This window comes from Photobacterium sp. 270122K, from assembly GCF_059941365.1.
The window spans coordinates 202011-223715 of record NZ_JBPOEN010000010.1 but is presented as its reverse complement, the minus strand read 5'-3'; the positions used below and the strand labels follow the sequence as shown (position 1 = coordinate 223715).

General features: G+C 45.1%; 22 protein-coding genes. 8 read left to right on the top strand and 14 right to left on the bottom strand.

What is annotated here, in order from left to right; translation table 11 throughout:
• Positions 1–361: 361 nt before the first annotated feature.
• The 5 genes from ACSF8W_RS18385 to ACSF8W_RS18365 all read right to left on the bottom strand — a co-directional run bounded on the left by ACSF8W_RS18385 (position 362) and on the right by ACSF8W_RS18365 (position 2882).
• Positions 362–634: a hypothetical protein gene (locus ACSF8W_RS18385; protein WP_428478535.1), complete on the bottom strand. Its 273-nt coding sequence runs from the start codon at positions 632–634 to the stop codon at positions 362–364.
• A gap of 141 nt (positions 635–775) precedes the next feature.
• Positions 776–1036 carry a hypothetical protein gene (locus ACSF8W_RS18380; RefSeq protein ID WP_500848606.1) on the bottom strand — a complete coding sequence of 87 codons (261 nt, stop codon included), beginning with the start codon at positions 1034–1036 and terminating at the stop codon, positions 776–778.
• A gap of 163 nt (positions 1037–1199) precedes the next feature.
• A complete protein-coding gene (locus tag ACSF8W_RS18375) occupies positions 1200–1568 on the bottom strand; it encodes a hypothetical protein (RefSeq protein ID WP_500848605.1) in 369 nt (122 codons plus the stop codon).
• A 15-nt stretch (positions 1569–1583) separates the two neighbouring features.
• Positions 1584–1727 (bottom strand): hypothetical protein, encoded by a 144-nt coding sequence (locus tag ACSF8W_RS18370; protein ID WP_428478532.1) that lies wholly within the window; start codon positions 1725–1727, stop codon positions 1584–1586.
• Positions 1728–1850: 123 nt separating this feature from the next.
• Complete coding sequence (locus ACSF8W_RS18365; protein WP_428478531.1) at positions 1851–2882, bottom strand: cytosolic protein; 1032 nt, start codon at positions 2880–2882, stop codon at positions 1851–1853.
• Between the two features lie 482 nt (positions 2883–3364).
• Here ACSF8W_RS18365 and ACSF8W_RS18360 point away from each other — a divergent pair, with 482 nt between their 5' ends.
• The 6 genes from ACSF8W_RS18360 (at position 3365) to ACSF8W_RS18335 (ending at position 8488) form a co-directional block, all read left to right on the top strand.
• Entirely contained in the window at positions 3365–3556 is a 192-nt protein-coding gene (locus tag ACSF8W_RS18360) for a hypothetical protein (protein WP_500848604.1), read from the top strand.
• 15 nt (positions 3557–3571) lie between these two features.
• A complete protein-coding gene (locus tag ACSF8W_RS18355; protein ID WP_500848603.1) occupies positions 3572–4813 on the top strand; it encodes a vWA domain-containing protein in 1242 nt (413 codons plus the stop codon).
• Positions 4814–5328: 515 nt separating this feature from the next.
• Complete coding sequence (locus tag ACSF8W_RS18350) at positions 5329–5817, top strand: YbhB/YbcL family Raf kinase inhibitor-like protein (protein WP_500848617.1); 489 nt, start codon at positions 5329–5331, stop codon at positions 5815–5817.
• 596 nt (positions 5818–6413) lie between these two features.
• On the top strand, positions 6414–7418 hold the full coding sequence (locus tag ACSF8W_RS18345; protein WP_500848602.1) for a hypothetical protein: 1005 nt from the start codon (positions 6414–6416) through the stop codon (positions 7416–7418).
• Positions 7419–7592: 174 nt separating this feature from the next.
• Complete coding sequence (locus ACSF8W_RS18340) at positions 7593–7967, top strand: response regulator (protein ID WP_500848601.1); 375 nt, start codon at positions 7593–7595, stop codon at positions 7965–7967.
• A gap of 242 nt (positions 7968–8209) precedes the next feature.
• The gene (locus tag ACSF8W_RS18335; RefSeq protein ID WP_500848600.1) at positions 8210–8488 is read left to right on the top strand and encodes a hypothetical protein; all 279 of its coding nucleotides are present in this window, start codon (positions 8210–8212) and stop codon (positions 8486–8488) included.
• Between the two features lie 149 nt (positions 8489–8637).
• Here the strand turns inward: ACSF8W_RS18335 and ACSF8W_RS18330 are convergent, their stop codons facing one another.
• From ACSF8W_RS18330 to matP, 3 genes are all read right to left on the bottom strand, one after another.
• Positions 8638–9042, bottom strand: coding sequence for a PPC domain-containing DNA-binding protein (locus ACSF8W_RS18330; protein WP_500848599.1), 405 nt, complete (start codon positions 9040–9042; stop codon positions 8638–8640).
• Between the two features lie 220 nt (positions 9043–9262).
• On the bottom strand, positions 9263–9568 hold the full coding sequence (locus ACSF8W_RS18325) for a DUF3634 family protein (RefSeq protein WP_500848598.1): 306 nt from the start codon (positions 9566–9568) through the stop codon (positions 9263–9265).
• A gap of 64 nt (positions 9569–9632) precedes the next feature.
• On the bottom strand, positions 9633–10091 hold the full coding sequence (gene matP, locus ACSF8W_RS18320; protein WP_500848597.1) for a macrodomain Ter protein MatP: 459 nt from the start codon (positions 10089–10091) through the stop codon (positions 9633–9635).
• Positions 10092–10309: 218 nt separating this feature from the next.
• On the opposite strand from matP, the gene ACSF8W_RS18315 reads away from it, so the two are divergent.
• Both ACSF8W_RS18315 and fabA read left to right on the top strand, forming a co-directional pair.
• The gene (locus tag ACSF8W_RS18315) at positions 10310–12001 is read left to right on the top strand and encodes an AAA family ATPase (RefSeq protein ID WP_500848596.1); all 1692 of its coding nucleotides are present in this window, start codon (positions 10310–10312) and stop codon (positions 11999–12001) included.
• 67 nt (positions 12002–12068) lie between these two features.
• Positions 12069–12584, top strand: coding sequence for a bifunctional 3-hydroxydecanoyl-ACP dehydratase/trans-2-decenoyl-ACP isomerase (fabA, locus tag ACSF8W_RS18310; RefSeq protein ID WP_428478520.1), 516 nt, complete (start codon positions 12069–12071; stop codon positions 12582–12584).
• Positions 12585–12918: 334 nt separating this feature from the next.
• Here the strand turns inward: fabA and rmf are convergent, their stop codons facing one another.
• The 6 genes from rmf to ACSF8W_RS18280 form a co-directional block, all read right to left on the bottom strand.
• Positions 12919–13092 carry a ribosome modulation factor gene (gene rmf, locus ACSF8W_RS18305; protein WP_428478519.1) on the bottom strand — a complete coding sequence of 58 codons (174 nt, stop codon included), beginning with the start codon at positions 13090–13092 and terminating at the stop codon, positions 12919–12921.
• Between the two features lie 179 nt (positions 13093–13271).
• On the bottom strand, positions 13272–15419 hold the full coding sequence (locus ACSF8W_RS18300; protein WP_500848595.1) for a DUF3466 family protein: 2148 nt from the start codon (positions 15417–15419) through the stop codon (positions 13272–13274).
• Positions 15419–17347 (bottom strand): ABC transporter ATP-binding protein, encoded by a 1929-nt coding sequence (locus ACSF8W_RS18295; protein WP_500848594.1) that lies wholly within the window; start codon positions 17345–17347, stop codon positions 15419–15421. The genes ACSF8W_RS18300 and ACSF8W_RS18295 overlap by 1 nt, the downstream gene beginning before the upstream one ends.
• Positions 17334–17591, bottom strand: coding sequence for a glutaredoxin family protein (locus ACSF8W_RS18290; protein WP_500848593.1), 258 nt, complete (start codon positions 17589–17591; stop codon positions 17334–17336). The genes ACSF8W_RS18295 and ACSF8W_RS18290 overlap by 14 nt, the downstream gene beginning before the upstream one ends.
• Complete coding sequence (rlmKL, locus tag ACSF8W_RS18285; protein WP_500848592.1) at positions 17592–19730, bottom strand: bifunctional 23S rRNA (guanine(2069)-N(7))-methyltransferase RlmK/23S rRNA (guanine(2445)-N(2))-methyltransferase RlmL; 2139 nt, start codon at positions 19728–19730, stop codon at positions 17592–17594. It lies immediately after the preceding gene.
• 1326 nt (positions 19731–21056) lie between these two features.
• A complete protein-coding gene (locus tag ACSF8W_RS18280; protein WP_428478514.1) occupies positions 21057–21602 on the bottom strand; it encodes a cell division protein ZapC in 546 nt (181 codons plus the stop codon).
• Between the last annotated feature and the right edge of the window lie 103 nt (positions 21603–21705).

The window sequence follows — 21705 nt, the reverse complement described above, 5'->3', positions numbered from 1 at the left end:
AGAGGCCGAATAAGGCCTCACTGCTTAATTGCGCGCTTACGTCACTACTTACCGCCGCCTAACCACTGGCATTGGTGGCATTGTTCGTGGTGAACGGGGTTTGCAATAATTCCATTATGCTTCCCCTTATCCGATCACGTCTTCGACGGCATCAACGTTGTTCGATGCCCATACCACGGCACCGGCAACCATTAATGCAATCACACCTGTGATCACATAGCCCTTTGTTTTTGCATCCATGTTGTTTGCTCTCTGTTGGTTTACGTAAAAGTCCCCTACAGAAAAGCAAGTGATTCGGTTTTAAGGCAAACACAAAAAAGCCCGCGAAACCTATAGGCTTGCGGGTTGTTGGAAATGTGATTTAGATCTCTCCTAGCAGAGCATACATTTCTTTTCTAAGTTGCTTAGCTCTAAATGACCTATATTCACTATCAAGAGCCTCATTATCAAACATTTCCTTCATTTCACTGATAGATTCAAATATTCGATGATAATTTTCAGAGTCATCCTTTAGCAATTTAAATATTTCAAGGTATTCATTTATATATCTGTATGGCACCTGCGGGTTAGTTGTAATTGGACTCCAGAATTTTACCTGAGTAAGCATCATATCAACGTCTAATTTCTTGCTCATTACATACCTCCTGATTAATCTTGACAACTCAAGATTACAGCGCAGAAGGCAAATGTAAATCACTGATTTTAAACAGCTATTATTATTGATAGTGTAGTTTTCAATAATATTAAAATTCGTGAGTGGGGTCACAAAAATCCATCAAAGTAAATCGTAATCAATAGCAACAAAGAACATACATAGGGTAAATACAATTATCATCCATAATATTGCTGGAAATGGATTACCATTTTTAGCTTCAGCGGCTAGATATGCATTAAACTCTTTTTTACTCTGTCGTCTCCCATGACTAGAACTAAGATTATGTTGCCCAATTGGAGATGTACCAGTTTCGACATACTGCTTTGCAGCATTTAAAGTTGTTACAGGCCCAAAATCATGAGACCCTGATTCACTAATCACGTACCAGCCTCGACCATTTTTTTTATTTTTCGACCGTCAGATACAGAATAATAGCCAGCTTGTATTCTAGAAACTTTAATCACAGTTAAACCATTCCCGCTTAATTGATTTAACCAAATAAAAGCACATACTCTCATTTAATTGTTTGATTTGAATCTTATTTTCATACATCACAATCAAATTCATCAACAATCAATGTATCGAGATCTCGCAACTCAGTAAGCAAGTACCCCACAAACACATCAAAGTCTTGTTCGGTCAACGCGGTACCAGTACGGTCTAGGTAGGAAAGACAACGTGTCAGAGCGTGGCGAATAAGCGGATAGTTTAACGTGACCTCTACACCAAACAGGCCTATCTCCGGCTCAAGCTGGGCAATGACTTCATCTAGGCGCTCAAGCAAGCCATAACCGTAGGCAATGACTTCATCTAGGCGCTCAAGCAAGCCATAACCGTAGGCAATGGCCTGATTGATTTCCATTTCACGTTTGTAGAATTGGATGAATTGATTGGTGACGAATGGCTGATTCATTAGCGGCCTTATTGGCTACCAGCGGATCACGCCTTTCTTGTACGCTTTCCCATCCTGCAGAATGTACTCAAGTTTCTGCAATGGGATGATCTCGCTGGCGGGAATGCCTGTTTTACGTTGTAGGTAGTGGGAACTATCATCGGCATGTTTCATCATCATGAAACATGCAAACGGGTCGTTTCCTCTGTGTTAAAAAAGGCTGACTTCCCTACTCTACAACGTTAATAGAGAGATGGGAGGACAACCTTTTTGGGTGACGCATGAATTGTGACGTGGCCGTTTTTACGAAAGCTGTCTCAGCTTATGTTCGACCAATGGATCATCCGGCACTAACAGTTGGGCCATTTCCAGTAATTGAATCGCATCTTTAGGATGTTCATCTTGGTGTTTAAGTGCAATATCAATCAGAGGCTGCACATCAATTTGCGCTTGGTGCTCCTGCACATGTTCTTCTTTTTCAGCGGCAAGAATATTGTGCGCCGTGCTGAGTAAGCCCAAGCGATGTTCAGAATTGGCGTTCGCCTTATTCAAGCAGCGGTAATAATCTTCTTTGAAACGTAACGTTCTGGTTTGCTGACGGAACTGAGCAATGTCGATTTTTTGATGACGGATAAAATCGATCGCTACCTGCTTGTAGAAACCAAACTTGTTTAAATACGTCGCATGGGTACCATGGCCCATACCGAAGACTCTCAGGTGCGTTAATTCCGGATAGCGTTTGGCGTGCAAGCGATCGATATTATTGGTTGGATCATAAATGATGTACCCCTTCGCTTTGCCTAAGTCCAGATCATGGTAATCACCGGTCCAGTCAAACTGCTGCGCGATCTCCGTACTGGAACGGGTATCCCATGGCGCCTTTTCCTGATTTTTTGTACTAACAGGATGGAACAATAACACCTGATCAAGCTGCAACAAGTTTGCAAATGCACCAATCGCAAAGCCACCACGACTCAGGCCATAACCCAAACGATAAGTGAACGGTGTTAGCAAGGTGGAGAGCTGCTCAAGAAAGAAGATCAAGTTTCTGTTGCGAAACCAGTTACTTTTCCCCAAGTGCTGAAATGAAATGATATTCACATCTTGCTTTTGCGCTAAACGGTACCCCCAAGGGGCAAAATCTTCATGCAGATCGTGCTCCTTGATGTCGGTACCGGCAGGAGAAAAAGTGAACAGTAATGGTTTGTCCACATCAACAAATTGATACTTAACATACACATCGCCCAGTAAGTCTCCCCCGGACATGGGTAGTTCAGCTTGTTGCTGTGAACGTGAATGGCTTAGCCAATCATCCAGCCAATACAGTAATTTCATCTAAGACTCCTATAATAACAACCGACGAATTGTATCAGAGATGGTAACGATAAAGAAATTTGATTAACCGTATTCTGACGTAAACGTAAGCACCTGGTGCCAACATACAAAGCGTATTTTTTATTGGAAAAACAAGCCAGTTTTGAGTGGGTGACGCTTACGTTGATCTCTTTATAAATGAATGGATAACAGTATCAATGAGCCCGTTAATTTCAATTTCAAGCACACTGATATATGTATATCTCACTGATTGGTGTTGTTACGGTGTCACAATCAGTACTTGTGCGTGCATTACCCACTCGCCTAGCCTACTTATTAGGCGTGCGTGTTATCAGATACCCCATTGTTAGTGTTAATCCGACATCTCCCTCATTGATTTGTTTGTTAATTGCTCAACTCAGGCCTAATCCGGTGTTTGGTTATCAGCGTTATACGAACGGTTCTACACATGCGTCTGAATTTGCATTCAACCACACAATCCGATGCGTATTGTTGTAATCCGTGGGGTTATTCTGGCGGGTGAATGCCAGTTCCCTATCCGTCTGATTTACATCATTCGCCAAACGTTCTTAAATCATTACTTATTCTCCGCTAATATCTCATTCATGGATTCAACACGCCGTCCGTCATTGAGTGATTTAATGCGCAATTTCACCTTACCGCTGTATCCATAACCAACAGGGAAAACGATGAGCCAATTACAATCGGGGCAAAACCTGGTGATTGATCGACACCAATTTGATGTCAACGTGATGATTAATGCGGGCACAGTCCCTCTTCATGAGATTGATGTCTCTGCCTATCTATTGGGTGCTAATAAAAAAGTGCGCTCAGATGACGACTTCATTTTTTACAACCAGCCAGCGTCTGAAGCGAATGCGGTGAAACTGAAAGCGATTACGGGTGGCTTTGCTTTTTCTTTTGATGTCTCACGCATTCCATCAGACGTGATCGCCGTCCCTATCACTATCGCGATCCATTCAACGCACGCATTCAGTGATGTGGCCAATGTGTCCGTCAGCGTAAATGGCCTATTTTCGTTCTCGCCAAATAATCAGTCGATGTCGGAAAAAGCGCTGATTTTGGGTGAAGTGTATAAGCACAATGATAAGTGGAAATTCAAAGCCAGCGGTATGGGGTTCTATGGAGGATTAGGCCCATTAGCGATCAACTACGGCGTAGATGTTGCCGGTGAACCGAATGAAAGTGACACTGTAGCGACACCGACTGTGTCATTGGAAAAAACCATCGCACAAAAAGCCCCGCGCCTAGTGAACTTGGCCAAATCAGCGACGGTGTCACTAGAGAAAAATAACCTGACCAATATTAAAGCCCGCGTCGGGTTTGTGTTGGATTGTTCGGGCAGTATGTACCGCCAATTTAAAGAAGGCCATGTACAGTCTGTACTGGATCGCATTGCCGTACTTGCGGTGCAATTTGACGATGACATGGCGTTAGATTTGTGGGCTTTTGCGACTGAGTTTAAAAAATGTCCCGATGTCACGCTGGATAATATCGATGGCTATATCGACAGTATCACAGGGAAGAAATGGTATTGCATCGTCGATGGTATTGGTGGCAGCAATAATGAACCGCCAGTCATGCAAGCCGTGGTTGATTATTACCAGGACAGTAAAGTGCCCGCCTATGTGATTTTCATTACCGATGGTGGGATCTCACAAAACAAAAAAATCGAGAAGATTGTTAGGGATGCATCTAATAAACCGATTTTCTGGCAATGTGTTGGTTTAGGTGGCCATGGGTATGGCGTGTTGGAAAAGTTGGATGATATGGGTGGACGGGTCTGCGATAACGCGGATTTCTTTGCCATTGATGATTTTGCGACAGTCCGAGATGATGAATTATACGCCCGCTTACTCAATGAATTTCCATTGTGGCTGAAAGACGCAAAAGCAAAAGGTGTCTTATAAAAATTCGCCCTATAAACCGTTATTAGAATGGTATGGTGATACTGGCTATTTCGTGGTCGTTGTAATGTTATTGCAATGGCCTGCCCCAGTATTATTATCCTCCTCAAAAATCAGGGTGACAGTGTCACTTACTTGCATTGCAATTCGTTACCCTGTGACTTATCAGCTACTTCTCTTTACCTCTCACAGACTACTTTTCCGCTCAATACTCCGTTCTCGCCATCAAAAAACACGCGATCAATAACTCACTAATAAATACGCTAATATATTGATTTTAAACACTAAAAAAAACAACATAATGACAGTGTAACTTGGAGCGAGTGATAATATACCTTCTGTTACCGCTCGATGAGTTGCACAAGCGATTCCCCCTGCCTACGCTTACCCATGCAATTATAGACGAAAAAGGTACAAGAAAAATGACCCGTCAAAAGACGCTTTTTTTTGCTTTAGCCATACTGGGAAGTACATCATTATGTTCGACCAACGTATTGGCAGCTGAGCCATCTGATGGCATGACCCTATCAAGTCCAACAATTGAAAATGGGAAAACATTAACCAAGGCACAAGTGTTTAATCAATGGGGCTGTAGCGGCGAGAACGTTTCCCCTGAATTGGCCTGGTCAAATGCACCAAAAGGAACGAAAAGTTTTGCCGTGACGATGTATGATCCGGATGCGCCCACGGGCAGTGGTTGGTGGCATTGGATGGTGCTTAACATTCCAGTAAAAGTAACGTCTTTATCGGCCCATGCTGGTAATGTGAGTAATGAATTTTTACCGGAAGGTGCTAGCCAAATCATTAATGATTTTGGTTACAAAGGCTTTGGTGGTGCTTGCCCGCCGGCAGATTCAAAACCACATAATTACACCATTACCGTTTACGCCTTAGATGTGGAAAAGCTGGATCTGCCAGCGAACCCAATGCCTGCTTATGGTGGGTTCCTTATCCATCAACACATAATTGGTAAAGCTGAACTTATCGCGCCTTCATCATTAAGATAAGGCATTGTTTATATTAGCTTATTCATATAGCGATATCGTTTATAAGCCACGGTAATTCGTTGCTCTTCATGTGACGGTGTCACGTAAAAAGACCATGAAATACCGTGGTATCCCCTTTCTACTCAGGCAAATTTGCTGCGAAAAGTAAAATAAACGCCCCCGCCCTGACCAGCATTAAAAACGCTATAACCCATTCGGCTCGCCGGTACTCGAACAAGGCGACGCCCCAGCTTACTAAGTCTGCAACGCCCCATTTTGTTGAGAGGCTTTCTTTTTATGTTAGTGAATGATGTTGAATTTAAGGAAAGAGATTAAATTATAGTGCATTAGGGTATGATGCTAATGCCTACCTTTAAGTAGAGATACGGACACTGTAGTTCTTCATAATATCATTTAAATTCATTGAGTTGATGGCTTTTATTGTTCTTTCTCGGCCACCAGCTTCTTCTGATGTGATTTCATCCAAGCTGCTATTTTTATTAGCAATTTCGCCTGCGTGTTCTATCTTAAAAGTATGCGCTCCAGTTAATATCCACCAGCAGCATATGATCACTGTCGCGTGAGATCTCCTCGCCGAAAAGGAGTGGCACTATAAGATGAAAACGAGCAGCAAAAGACTTATCGCCCTTTTATTCCTTCTCTTTCCGTTATTGATCCATGACGGCGTGGTGCCTCTCTATACCCCTGAGCTGCCTTCGCTCTCTCATGGAAAGCGTGAAAACACAACGGAAAACGCAGGCGATCGCCCCTCTTTTATCTCGATGCAACGGGAAGCTTTCGAAGCGTCAAAAGATTTATATATTGATATGGGGATTATTCCTGAACATAAAGATGCGCTTATCTTTAACCCTAAATATCAAGACAACCTACTCTCTTTACCCGAAGAATACATACCAGCGCTCACAGCAACCGCGAATGCAGCCTTGGCTTCTTATGCTTATGATTTCCCCCCCTTGCTATTCGAGACGATGGGAACTAAACGCAAAAGTGCATCTTCAGCGCCACTGCTTGCGTTAGCGAATAATGCACCACAATCCGCCCTGTCATCAGGGCAAAGTTTCCGTCCGTCAATCAATAAACAAAGCAGTCAAAATGCAGCAGGAGGCCAAGCAACAGCACCTTCATCATCAGCAGCAGGAAATGCCCCTTCAGCCTCAAGTGATGTATCAAGCGAAAGTGAACAACACGACGAGACAGGTAATCATGAGGCATCAGGAAGCGTATCAGCCTCGTCAGAACAATACGCAGGCTCTCCTATTCCAGACTCTCTCAATCCAGCTGACTCCGACTCAAATGAAGGCAATGACACACAAGCTAGTGAGGTGGTGGAAGAGACTTCCGAGCCATCAGACAGTGAACCCGCCAAATCTGAACCCCTTGATTCGCTCGCGCATATAGAGACTGACGATATTTTCCAGGCGATGACAGCGCAAGATCCTCCTTCCGTCATATTAGTGAATTCGCCCATTACGCCCGACTCTCTCTCTGCAGATGAAATCATGCAGACGATCATTCATGAACCGTCTTCGTTGTGGTTTTTCTTGCTATTGCCATTGGGGTATTGGGTGGCGCGCAACAAGCCACAATCGCATGTAACTTAAACGCTATTAACTTAAGTGCTATACCGTAAATTGGATCGGAATAGTGATTATTGTGAGGTTTATCATTTTAAATGGGGCGCGCTAAATTATGATACCTTTATCAACAATAGCCGCTTTAGGATAGCGGATAACGTTTGGATAACCCGTAAAGGTTCATACAAGGAAAGTGACCCAATGAAGCGATGTATTATCATTGAAGATAATAAGATGATGGCGACGATCCTTGCGCAGTTATTACGTCAATGTGTGACGACGTCACAAGTGTTCTACGCGCCGAATGCACAACAAGGGTATCAACTATTAACGAAGCATGAGGCCGACGTCATATTTCTGGATCTGAATCTGAGTCAGCCATTAGACGGAATCGATGTGCTAATGAATATTCGAGAGATATACCCTGATCTCCCTATCGTGATAGTAACCAGTGACAGTGAAATGGATACGGTAAAGAAAGTGATTTCGCATAATCCGACCGATTATCTGGTCAAGCCGCTGTCTTTGAATAAGCTGCAAATCTGTTTGGATAAAATCTTTCCTTCTCCAGAATAACCTCACTCGTCCATGATAAAAACAGGCTCTCAGCAAGGCATGAATGATCATTTTCTGCGTATAATTCCGTTATGTGAGAGCCCGTACAATATAACATGTGATAGCATTTACAGGTATTCACTGATTACCCACCCTAAAACGATGCAATCTAACTTATTGACAAAGTTAAAAATGGCGAGATAATGCCATCTTTCCTCGTTTAAGCATGATGCTTTTTATCCTCACCTTTTTAGTAGTACAGTATGGCCATTACAATAAGAGACATCGAACAACATTATTACATGATCGAAGAATTAAAATCGCTAACAGAGAGTAACGTAACCACCAAAGCGTTAATCAAAGGCGGTTATTTAGCGGTCGATCTCGGTAAACAACTTGAAGATGAAAAACAAAAACGTCTTGCTGCAGAAGCTGCATTAAAGGCTTTGCAAGAAAAAGTAAAAGCCTATATGACCAGTCAACAATCCTTATTACAAGCCGTCGCAAGCGTTCCTGTTCCATCGTCGTCATCCCTACGCTAATACGCTAACGTTGCCATTTATCCATTATTCAGGCATTCCTGACATTAACCGTCCGCCACACGCTTAATACTTTACCAGCAAGATATAGCGTGATGGCGGGCTGGTTAATAATCACGTTCATATGATCATCGTCAATTCGCTTTACCGCATTATCGTGGGGTAACCACCAGCTCGGTATATCCCGTTTGAGGATCAAACTCACGACCAAAAGACAGGTTCTCGTAAGCCGCAAGACAAATCTCGGCGGTATGAGAAACGATACTCCCTTCCATCAGATGTCCGCCGCATACATTCCCTTGTGCATCCGCCACCACAATATGAAGATGCACATGTTCAGGCGTTAAGGTTCCCATTAAACTCACGATTTCCAGAGGCCCGGGCAAACTGCGCACATGGTCTGCATTCGCTAAACGGATCTCTGCGTGTGATAAACAGCCTATACCGTTCAGTAAAGAACCTGCTTGCAAGTGATACTGTTGTACATAGGCCTGAATGGCCATTTTAAGGTCTTTTCCTTGGGTAAGACGAAAGGCATGCGGGGTTAACAGACTCATTGCGTAAAAGCGCTCCTGTGTCCTCTGTATCAGTCTCTGCACCAATCACAGACACACCGAAGACATAATAATTGAATGAATAAGGGAAATGATAAAGTGATAGTGATAATGATAGTGGGAATAATGTTAGCTACGCCAAAAACAACAAAGGCTTCCGAAGAAGCCTTTTAAGCGATAAGTCATCAAAATGTATGAGAAAAAGTATAAGGCTTATTGCCCATTAAGCGCGTTTCCCCCGCTTACGGGAGCCCCCATTATGAGGAAAGACGTTATGGATACGCTGTTTCACTTTGCCCGGCACCGTTTTAGAGAAAACCAGCTTGGTCGTAAAGCGTGTCTTATACACTTTAATCTTGCCTGAGAACGGCTGTTTCTGAGCGATATCTTGGCAGCCCATCAGGAAACCACGCGGGATATTCCCTTTTTGCTGTACCAGCTTGCCTTCTTCAAACTTCAACATCATGGCAGGTCGGTCGATAAACACCAGCACGAACACGGCAACCGCCAGTAAAGCCACATACCACATAATGCACTCCTTTGGCCTATACAGCCCAAAGTGACAGGGCCATCAGACAACGTGGGCTTAATGATTACTCCAGGTCGAAATCAAGCAACTCATGGAGATCGTTTTTAATATCCAGTACCTTACGGCTTGCTCGCTCCGTTTTACTGGACTCACTCAACAAGTATTCAATGGTATCTGACAAGGTGCAATCAAGTTCTTTGGATTTTTCCGCTAATCTCTCCCAAACACGGTAATCAAGATCAATTGATTTTTTTCGTGTATGCACTTGCTCGGCATTGAAGTGACGCTTACGCTTTGCACGAATAGCTTGCTTGAGCTTGTTATCCAACTCAGGCGACATATGCTTGTCTATCCACTGAAGCACACGCGTTGGCTCATACTCAAGCGCCAATAAGCCATTCACGGCCGCCTCAGCTTCACTGGTATCAATGTGGCAGGTAATCGCACTTCCTTCTTTCCACTTTTTCACCAAATAATGCCATTTCCAACCGGCTTCCAAGTTTTCAAGCTGTTGATATTTCATAGTCGTCTGAGATTCTCGATAAGTCTACACTTAATGGTGACAGTGTAACTGCAGCCCCCATAAAGCTCAATTCCCTTTTAATATTTAAGCGATTGTTTTTAAGTCGTTCTCACTCTCACTGCAAATCACCGAAATAACATTACACCTTAGCTATTATGCAGCTATTGAATCCTTTATACTGCTGTCTTTTTCACACTAACGACATAAAGCACAAGCCCATGCATGAAGAAACCTGGCGTACCATGACTCCAGACTACACTGAATACCAAGCTATCTTGGAGCAGTATGACGATCTCTCCCCTGCAGTGACCGGAACATTACAAGATCGCCTTACGGATGCAGTACGCCGGTTTACCGCTGTCGAACTTCAGCCTCGCGTACTACGCATTATTGCCCCTGATAACAAAGTGTACCGCGATTACATCATCGAGCTTATCGCAGAACACGCTCAACGTGACAATGAAAAGCCGATTATCATTGCCGGTGAGAACGTGACCGAACAAAGTCTGTTTGGTGCGGTTTATCCTCCCGTTGAAGATAAACACATCACAAAGCCACAAGTGAAGCACGGTTTAGTGCATCAGGCTCATAATGGCTATCTCATGCTCTCTGTGGGTTCTATCTTAGCGAACCCTAGCTTATGGCCCCGTCTAAAGAGTGTATTGATGAATGGCTCGCTGGAATGGCAGCCTATCTCACACAAAACGTTATACCCGTTACCCCCTGCTGAACAGCTTAACATTAAGCTGGTGTTGATTGGCGATCGCTACTTAATGGGCGAGCTAGACAGCGCAGAACCGGATATCTCATCAGGCTTCACCATGTACAGTGAGTTTGAGCAAGACTTGCTCATTGATGAAGACAACTTACCGCTGTACCTCGCTTACCTGAAATCCATTATCAATAAGGCTGGCCTGCCTGATCTTGCTGATGATGAAGCCCTGCGTGTCCTCCTAAAAACAGGTGCTCGCCACGCTGAAGATCAAACTCGCGTGCCGCTATGCCCCATCTGGCACCAAAGCTTATTGTGTGAAGCCGCGATTGAGTCTCAAGGCCAAGCGATTACCGCTACACACTTGAAAGATTCGATTGATGCCCGTGAGTATCGCGAGTCTTACCTGCCTGAGCGCGCGATTGAAGATATTCACCATGGCCAAGTGCTGATTGATTGCCAAGGCGAAGAAGTGGGTCAGGTTAATGGCTTAACGGTTGTTGAAGTGCCTGGACACCCTCGTGCGTATGGTGAGCCAGCCCGAATCTCTTGTGTGGTGCACTTTGGTGATGGTGACATTTCTGACGTGGAGCGCAAAGCCGAGCTGGGTGGTAATATCCACGCCAAAGGCATGATGATCATGCAAGCCTTCCTCAGTACAGCCTTAGATTTAGATCAAGCCCTACCGTTCTCTGCTTCTATCGTGTTTGAGCAATCTTACAGTGAAATTGATGGCGACAGTGCCTCACTGGCTGAACTGTGTTCGCTTGTGTCGGCTTTGGCCATTCAACCGATCAATCAACAAATCGCCGTCACCGGTGCCGTTGACCAATTTGGCCGCGTACAAGCCGTCGGTGGCTTGAACGAGAAGATTGAAGGCTTCTACAAGATCTGTACTTACCGAGGCCTAACAGGCGAGCAAGGGGTTATCTTACCGAAAACCAACTTGACCCATCTGTGCTTGAATGATGAGGTACTGGAAGCCATTAAAGCCGGTCAATTCCACCTGTGGGCGGTTGAGAGCGTCGATGAAGCGATCCCTCTGCTAACGGGTAAGGTTTTCCGTAATGACGATGAAGATGATGACAACACATTGCTCGCACGCATCGCACTGCGTATTGATGCGTTCCATCATGGCATTCACGATAATGAAAGCAGTTGGTTAGGTCGTATCCGTAACTGGTTTGTCCAGCACTGATCCGAGTTGTTTGGCGTACACGTGTAAGCTAAATTGCTCCCATACTATTCAAGGAGCTTTACAGTCGATGAAACGCCAGCAATCTTATACTTACAATGAACTCGTTGCGTGTGGTAAAGGCGAACTTTACGGCCCTGCATTTCCTTCTTTGCCTTCTGATAACATGCTGATGATTGACCGTATCGCCACTATCACCGACGAAGGTGGTGATCACGGTAAAGGTTTCATCGTTGCAGAATTGGATATCAAACCGGACCTATGGTTCTTCGATTGCCACTTCAAAGGTGACCCTGTCATGCCGGGTTGTCTGGGTCTGGATGCCATGTGGCAGCTTGTTGGCTTCTTCCTAGGTTGGGCTGGCGGCGAAGGTAAAGGTCGTGCACTGGGTGTGGGTGAAGTGAAATTTACCGGCCAAATCCTACCGGATGCGAAGAAAGTGACGTACGAAATTCAGCTTAAGCGTGTGATCAACCGTAAACTCATCATGGGTGTAGCCGATGGCCGCGTACTGGTTGATGGTAAAGAGATCTACGTCGCGAAAGATTTGAAAGTCGGTCTGTTTAAAGATACCTCTTCGTTCTAATGCATACTGCATGAATGCAAAACATCAAAAGGTCGCTTAGGCGGCCTTTTTTAATGTCATCTAAACTGCCTATCGCATCAATGTGTCCTACAACATCAATTCTACAATCTACCATCCTACCCAGAGCTCTCCCACTCTACCGCTGGTCTGTACCGTAAGCCTGATGGTGAAAGCCATTACGTCAGTCATGATGGATGTATGGCGCTTGTGTAGGTCTTGGGATGTAATACATCAGAGGGAGTCATGCGTAAACGACGTGACACTGTAATGCGGGATATGAATGAGCCCCTGTTCCTAATAGGGGCTCAATAAGGGTGATATGAAGGGAGGTTTATTATTTAAACAGGCCAGATTGCAAATCTTGTCTTGCTTCTCGCCAGCCACCTAGCCAGTTAGTACGGGCGTCCGTTGCTTGATGCGGACATTCTTCACTGGAACGACCATTGATACCAGCTTTATAGCCTTGAGATTGTGCGCGTTCCAAACGATCCCGCTTTTGTCTCTTCATAGTACGATCCTCATCCTTATTCGATTTACATGTTGCATTCATTACTATTACATAATGATGGAGCTATTGTGACTCCACTATTAAGAATTAGCCAAATAGGCAGTGAGATCAACCCCAGAAACAATTCAGGCCCACAAAATGTGAGCCTGAATATAAAACGAGCAATTTTGACAATAAAATTACTTTCTGCGACGGAACCCTAACCAACCGAGTACTGTCAGTGCAAACACACCCAAAGAACCGCCACTGCGTTCAATGGTGCTATCTGCCGATGGACGCACATCAACCGTTGGGTTTTCGCTTGCTGCAATCGGAATCAACTTCACCGCAACGGTACGCTCTGAATCAGCCGCACCACCCTGACAGAATGATGTACTGCTCAGGTTATCGTAGCCACCAGCACACTTAAATGCGGTTGCAGAGATAACACCTGCGTCATTGATGTCAGTCGCTTCAAAGATGCGGTATTGGTTAGCCGCACCCGATGCATTACCGTCATTGACAAGGTCATCCAAGAAGTACACATTGCCTTGCTTCAGTGCCATCTTCTCTTTATCTGCCGCTGGCAAATCTTTGCTGATATCACCCATCACATAGGTAAACGCACGTTGACGACGGAAACGACCATCAACCTGGTTGACCGTTTCTGCATCCAACTTGCCCACGATCTGATCGTGGTTGTTGATCGCGGCCGGGTAACCATTCGCACCTGCAAAGAAAAGAGATGACACACTGCTATCTAGGAACGTAGGTGCTGTCGGTTTCGTTGCATTGTCATAGACAAACATACGCTCAGAGTAGGAACGGTTATCAGAGTTGGCATTTTTCGCCACACCAATGACCTTGTTGTTCTCATTCACATCCGTCGCAAGGCTATACGTCAAACGACGATCACCGTCACCATCTTCAATTGCTAAGCCTGGAATGATTTTACGCGTCCAAGATTCAGCCGTTACATCTGACGTAGCCGTAGAATCCAACTCCCAAACCGCGGCACGAATAGCGTAAATACCACCAAACGCTTTATCTATAGATTCATGATCGACGGAATCGGTACTGAAACCGGCGACAACTGGTTTTCCATCCACTAGCGACACAGATGTAGCACCCGCTTGGAAAGAACGATCATCATTATCTGGATCGAGTGTCTTATATTCGCCATCTGATGCTTCACGCTTCGCGAGCAAGCTCGCTTCTACCGACTGCGATGTACCATCAACCGTCCAAAAGACAGCATCGTTAGCAAATACCGACAACTGACACTCTTTCGAGCCATAGAAACCAGCTAAATCAACGTTCGCTGCATCCGCAAAATACGTTGGGCACTTCCTAAATGCATCATCATTGAAAAGAGGATCGCCATCACGGTTATCATTAGGCACTTTTCTGTCAACATCGTCGAAGTTACTTGGTGCAAACGAAGCACTACCAACAACCAACAATTTACCTGCTGGGTATTCAACTGCCTCAAACGCTAATGACTGACCTGCATTTTTAACGAACGCGTTGGTTTGGTTGGTTTGATTGGTTTGGAGCGGGTCCAGCCTTACTTTCTCACTTGGGGATGCAGGATCGCCATAGTTAACAAAGCCACGCTTGTTAAACTGTCTCGCAAAACGGCCGTCTTTTTCAAAGTAAGCACCGCTAGCAATCCCGATAGCAAAATTACTGCCTACACTATTTACGACAGTGTTCGTTGACGAGTGAGCACCATCTACATCTACAATGCTACCCAGTGTCGGAACAACCGCAGAATCATAGCCCACTTCATTGCTAGCAAAGGTTTCGATTGCAGAAAAACTACTCGTACCGAGCATTGCTGTCGCATTCGCGTAGTAGTTCTTACTCCACGCTTCCTGCTCACGCACTAATCCACCCAAGCCAGTACGATCTTCTATCGCATTGGTGTTATACCCTTTGCCGTAATACTGGGTCAGCGCCCAGTTATCACACGTATTAGGACCAAGGTTACGAGAACAGTAACTGTAAAGACGATCTTCATCATTGATTTCTTGGTAGTTATCACTGATGTACGGGATCACATCACGGTATGGTACGCCATCAGAACCAAAACGACTTTCACCAAACACCGAGTAGTTATCAGCGTTACCACACGAGGTCGCGAAACAGTTTTCGGTACCGTCAGATGCAGTAATGCCTTGGCCGTAGTATTCAGTTCGGTTCGTCATATCCAAGCCATAGTACTCTTGGCTTGAAACAGCACTGTCACCCGTCACTTCGACAACTTTATAAACCGCCGCATTCGCTCCAGTAGCACCGGCGATCAAGATCGCCAGTGTAGATAACTTTAACGTCTTCTGTTGCATTAAGATTCCTTTTGCATTGCCTCTAGTTCTTCCCAGCGCTCAAATGCTGTTTCAAATTCCGCTTCCACTTCAGCTAAGCGATTCAGCGTGGCTTGAGTATCATTTTTCACGTCTTGGAAGAACGCAGGATCGTTAATTTGCTCCTGCAATTGAGCAATTTCGTTTTCCAGTTCTTCAATTTTAAGCGGTAGGCCCTCTAGCTCTTTTTGAAGCGAATAAGATAGCTTCTTCTTAGGCGTAGAACGGGTCGCCTCTCGCGGCTTGTTATTTTCTTGTTTCTTCTTAGCCTGCTCGAATTCAGCAGCCTGTTTTTTTGCAATGTTTGTTAATGAGTTAGCACGTTGCGCTTGAGCATCATGATAACCGCCTACGTATTCTTCGATAACCCCATTGCCTTCAAAAATCCAGCTTGTCATCACAGTATTGTCAACAAACTGACGATCGTGGCTGACCAAAAGCAACGTACCCTGATAATTGGCAAGAATTTCTTCTAAAAGTTCCAATGTTTCGATATCTAGATCGTTCGTCGGTTCATCGAGAATAAGCAGGTTATTAGGCTTAAGGAACAATTTGGCTAACAATAGACGGTTCTTTTCACCACCAGACAACGCTTTTACAGGCGTACGTGCACGGCGTGGGTGGAATAAGAAATCTTGCAAATAGCCCAGTGCATGACGTGTTACGCCATTGATGGTCACTTCTTGCTTGCCGTCAGCAAGGTTATCGATAACGGTTTTTTCTGGATCTAGGATTTCACGGTACTGGTCAAAGTAAGCCGCATCAATCTTCGTACCGCAATGGAACTTACCCGACGTTGGGGTTAATTGCTCTAGCATCACTTTCAGCAATGTACTCTTACCGCAACCATTTGGCCCGATAAGGGCAATACGATCACCACGCATCACCGTAAAGCTGAAATCTTTAATGATGGTTGCATCGCCATAGCTGTAAGAGATGTTTTCTGCTTCAAAGACGATCTTACCAGAGCGGTTCGCATCCTGAAGTTTCATGTCAGCTTTGCCGACCACTTCACGACGCTCACTGCGCTCAGCACGTAATGCTTTTAGGGCACGTACTCGGCCTTCATTACGGGTACGACGCGCTTTCACGCCTTGGCGGATCCACACTTCTTCTTGTGCCAGTTTTTTATCAAACTCGGCGTTTTGTTCCGCTTCTACACGCAGCATCTCTTCTTTGCTTTCAAGATACAGCTCATAGTCGCCAGGGAAAGAAACCAACTTGCCACGGTCTAGATCCAGAATACGGGTCGCCATTGAGCGAATAAACGCACGGTCGTGAGAGATGAAGATGATTGAACCACGGAAGCTCTTCAGGAAGCCTTCTAACCATTCAATGGTTGCCACATCCAAGTGGTTCGTTGGCTCATCCAGCAACAAGATATCTGGGCTGCAAACCAATGCACGCGCCAGTGCCGCTTTACGCTGCCAGCCACCTGATAGATCGCTGAGCAAGGTATGCGGATCAAGGTGCAAGCTTTCTAGCACTGTCGTTATTTGGTTATCAAACTGCCAAGCATTTGCATGGTCAATTTTTTCCTGCGCTTTCATCAACTTGTTAAGGTTTGATTCACTTGGATCAACCGTAATCAAATCTAACAGGTGGTGATACTCTTTCAGTACCTGACCCACTTCCGCCAAACCTTCAGCAACATAATCAAACACGTTGCCTTCTGCATTACGCGGTGGGTCTTGCTCTAGGCGCGAAATTTTTAGTTCTGTTTGACGCTGAATGCTACCGTCATCTAGCACAACGTCGCCGGTAACCACTTTCATGAAGGTGGATTTACCTGCACCGTTACGTCCCACCAAACACACACGTTCATTGGGTTGAAGAACGAATTCCGCTTTATCAAGCAAAGCGTGATCACCGTACGCAAGTTGCGCATTACTAATATTAATTAAAGCCATTGTTTTTTAACCATGTTGCCAAAACGTCGGCGTCAAAAGGCCAGCCGAGTTCGGTATTTGATGAATTTGAGTCTGTGGGATGAAGTGAAAGCACCGGAATGGTGGTGCCGTAACGCAAAAAGAGCGCATCATCAAAGGCAATATCTACCACTTGAACGCGCTCTTCTACGCCGGCTTGAACGAGCAGGCTAAAAGCCTGCTCGCAAAGATGACATCCCTCAGTGCTGTAAAGTGTGATTAGCACTTAGTCTTCCTTGTGGGTGATGATCCAGCAGTTATGAATCTGCTTATTGCGGCCGAAATCCATTGGCAACGTTTTATCAGAAATGTTGTTAGCCTGTAGGCCAAGTTCATTCAGTTTCTCGATGTCCATTTTGAAATGGCGCTTATTGTTCGAGAAAACAATTTGTCCGTTTGGACGCAGCATACGCTTGAGGTTTTCCATCAACATGATGTGATCACGTTGAACATCAAAGCTCTGAGTCATACGCTTAGAGTTAGAGAACGTTGGCGGGTCGATGAAGATCAAGTCAAAGGTCTCATCCACTTCTTGTAGCCACTGCAAACAGTCTGCTTGTACAAACTGGTGCTGACTGCCTACCTGTCCGTTTAGCTCCATGTTCTCTTGCGCCCAACGCAGGTACGTGTTGGACATATCAACCGTGGTAGTCGACTTCGCGCCGCCGCAAGCGGCATGACACGTTGCTGAGCCGGTGTAAGCAAACAGGTTAAGGAAATCTTTACCTTGTGCCATAACACCCAGTTTACGGCGTGTAATACGGTGATCCAAGAACAGACCCGTATCCAGGTAGTCATACAGGTTCACTTTCAGGTCAACACCGTACTCGTTCACAATCATGTGACGTTCAGCACTGGATAGCTTCTGGTATTGGCTCTTACCTTTCTGGCGCTCACGCACTTTCAGGATCACTTTGCTGTTATCAACACCCGTTACCTGAATCGTGGCGCGCAAGATGTCCATCACACGACGACGCGCGGTTTCTTCAGGGATCGATTTAGGTGCCGCGTATTCTTGAATAATCAAGAAGTCGTTGTATTTATCAATTGCCGCATTGTAGTCAGGCAAATCGGCATCGTAGATACGGTAACAGCTGATACCTTCTTTCTTCGCCCACTTATCCAACTTGGTGATGTTCTTCTTCAGGCGGTTCGCAAAATCAGGCGCTACTTGTGTTTCTTCAACCACACCCTCTTTTTCACCTTCAACATGCTTCACACCGCCCGCCGTGATCCAGTATGTCTTCAACACACAGTCAAGCGCACCGTTACGCAGCTTAAACTGCTTGTCTGCACGCATACGCAAGCAGCTTAGCAATTCATTCGACGAGGAGAAAATAGACGCCGTCGAGCCAGCAAAGGCCAACTTCAAACGGTTACCGAAATCACCGTAAAGTGAAATAAGCTCTGGCGTTGTACCCAGACGCTCACCGTATGGAGGGTTACAAAGCACCACGCCGTGTGAGAAGCCTTCAGGGCAAATCAGTTGGGTTGCATCACCGTATTCAAAATCAATCAGATCTTTCACGCCTGCACGACCTGCGTTGTCACGCGCAATCGTCAACACTCGGCGATCCATCTCACGACCAAAGAACTTCGTTGTTACATTACTCACACCACGACGCGCTTTTACGGTCGCTTCTGCGTGAATTTCTAACCAACCTTCTTTGTCGAAGTCTTTGATGGATTCAAAGCCCCACTTCTTGCGCTTCAGACCCGGTGCAATTTGTGCTGCCATCATCGCCGCTTCAATCAACAGCGTACCTGAACCACACATTGGATCGAGTAGCGGTTTATCTTCCGTCCAACCCGATTTCATGACCAACGCTGCAGCATGGGTTTCACGCAACGGGGCTTTACCTGCCTCACTACGGTAACCACGCTGGTGCAAGCCACTACCTGCCATATCCAGACCAAGTACACCTTTCTCGCCAGATAGACGCATATGAATACGCAGATCTGGACGCTCACGGTCGATGTTTGGACGACGAAGATCCGCCTTTGTGAATTTATCCACAATGGCATCTTTCACTTTCATCGCACCGTACTGGCTGTTGCGGATTTCACGGTTGGTACCGTTGAAGTCAACGATGATACGCGTGTCGCTACCAAAGTAGCTTGGCCAGTTAATCGCAGCGGCACCCAAGTACAGATCCATGTCATCACGGACATTAAATTCACTCAGGACTTGGATGATACGGGATGAAATGCGCGTCCAAAGACAGCAACGGTAAGCTGTTGCTTGTTCGGCTTTAAAACGAACACCGGCACTCACAACCTGAATGTTCTGGGCGCCCAGTTGCTCCAATTCTTCTGCAAGAAGGTTTTCAAGACCTCGAGAGGTAATAGCTAGATATTGATTCATGACGTTCTTTTCGCTCTTATGTTGCCGTGAATTATAACTGAAAAGCACTCAAATACCTTGTGCTAAAGCGGCGTTAAAGGCTCATTTAGTTAAAAAAACGACAATCTGTCCCTCGCTTCAAGATAGGCCATCTTTCATCCCTCCCTTCAATTGCTGTCCGATACCCACAACCTGACGCTGCATCGACACTTAAATACATAAATTGCGTTTACACACATGCACAATGAGAGCGATCAACCCCTTTCCAGATTGTTCACAAATATCACCAATCGCCTCGCCGCCATTGTTCACACAAGAGCACAATCATACAAAAACCCTTTATAATTAATAAGTTAGACCCCAAATGGCATGCCAAAAACTAAACAAGAAAACCAGAAACCAACAAGATTATGCTCAATTTATGCCCACTCAATGCTCTACACTGCCTTTGGTTCTCCACTCGGCCACCACGATGAATGAGGATGCAATCCTAATAATTTCCCAAATGGAAAGTATTGCCTGAGCGGACAGAATGGCAACCTCACAGTGGTTGTAACTGAATTACATTAAAGCGGAAATAGAGGAAGATCTTCACCTGATCTGCCATTTCAATAAGTGAATTATTGCGGTTTTTTTGTCTTATTTGACGAAAAAGAGGCAGAAAATAAAGGCAAAAAAGATAAAAAAATTCGAGACGTATCACTTTGCTTGCATGATTTATAAACAGAAATAAAGCCTTTCTTCGCCGATGATTTCAATCATCAACAAAAAAGCAGCCATATCGCACTCAGTCACGCCGTGTACAATGAACAGTAAATTTAACGCTCATCATCAAAAAACCGTACAAATCGCTATACAGCGCCTTAATGATGGCTTTATCGCTTAGCCTTCGGCATTCCTTTTCCTATTACCGATCATGCCACTATCAAGCCCATTGCGGCGGACGATTTTTCCACCCAGCATGGTCTCCGCATTTAAGCGAAACAGGATAAGCAAAGTATGGAACAAGCAAGCGATGAACAAACGGAGAGTGTGCAATGCACAGAGCAAAAACGTACGTAGCGAAGCTGTAAGCAGAATAAGGCGTGCAAACGGTGGGACTGGCCTACCCTTCTTCGAACTGCGTATCTGTGTTGTATCTGAACGCAAGGTATCAAAACGTAGGTATTGGCTGGGACGACATTCGATGGATCGAATAAGCAACAGGTGGAAGAGTATTAAGCGAAGCGGAAAACAGTGGGAAGTGATTGAGCATCAAAGGGGGGAAACTAAGGTAACAAGGCGCACACCAAAGCGGTGCGTGAAAGGAAGGCGTAATACAATAAAGAACGCTATAACAACGAAAAATTAGCCAACAAGCGCGTAATGCAGTGCACTTTCTTGAATAATCTCTAATGGTTTCATGCGGTTATTCATGACTTTGATCACTTCGCAAAAAGCCATTTCTTTCGATACCGTCAACGTAATAGGAGCGACATCTGCCATCATACACAAACTGGCACAGCCACTATTTTCAATAACGACGTAATTCGCTTCACCAAATTCCGTGGTCAGAGTGACGACATCGCCGTTACTCGGCTCAACCCCCCGACTCTGTTCCTGGAAGAACCAGCTTTTTGGCATTAAGGGCTTATGAAAACGACTGGCTGCAACGGCGTTCAGTGCCAACTCAGCTTTACGAGGGGCAGAAAGGTCGAGCTGGTGTAAGCTCTCGATGTACGTTTGGTAGGTTGTCGCGTCGTCAACCGTAAAAACGGTTTTTGCGAACGCACAAGGGACAAGGTGTTTCGTTGGAATGGCGACACGGAAGATCATCTCTTCGCCCAGATCAAGCATTAGCGCATCATTGTGTTGGTCGTAATACCACATCCATGAATTATTCGGTTTCAACATGTTACGCTCCAAAATCCGTTCGTGTTCTTGTTTATCCAACGCCTTACAAAAAACTTTAGGAGAATTTTACTTTTTGCAGGTTAAATAAAAAGAGGAAATAAAC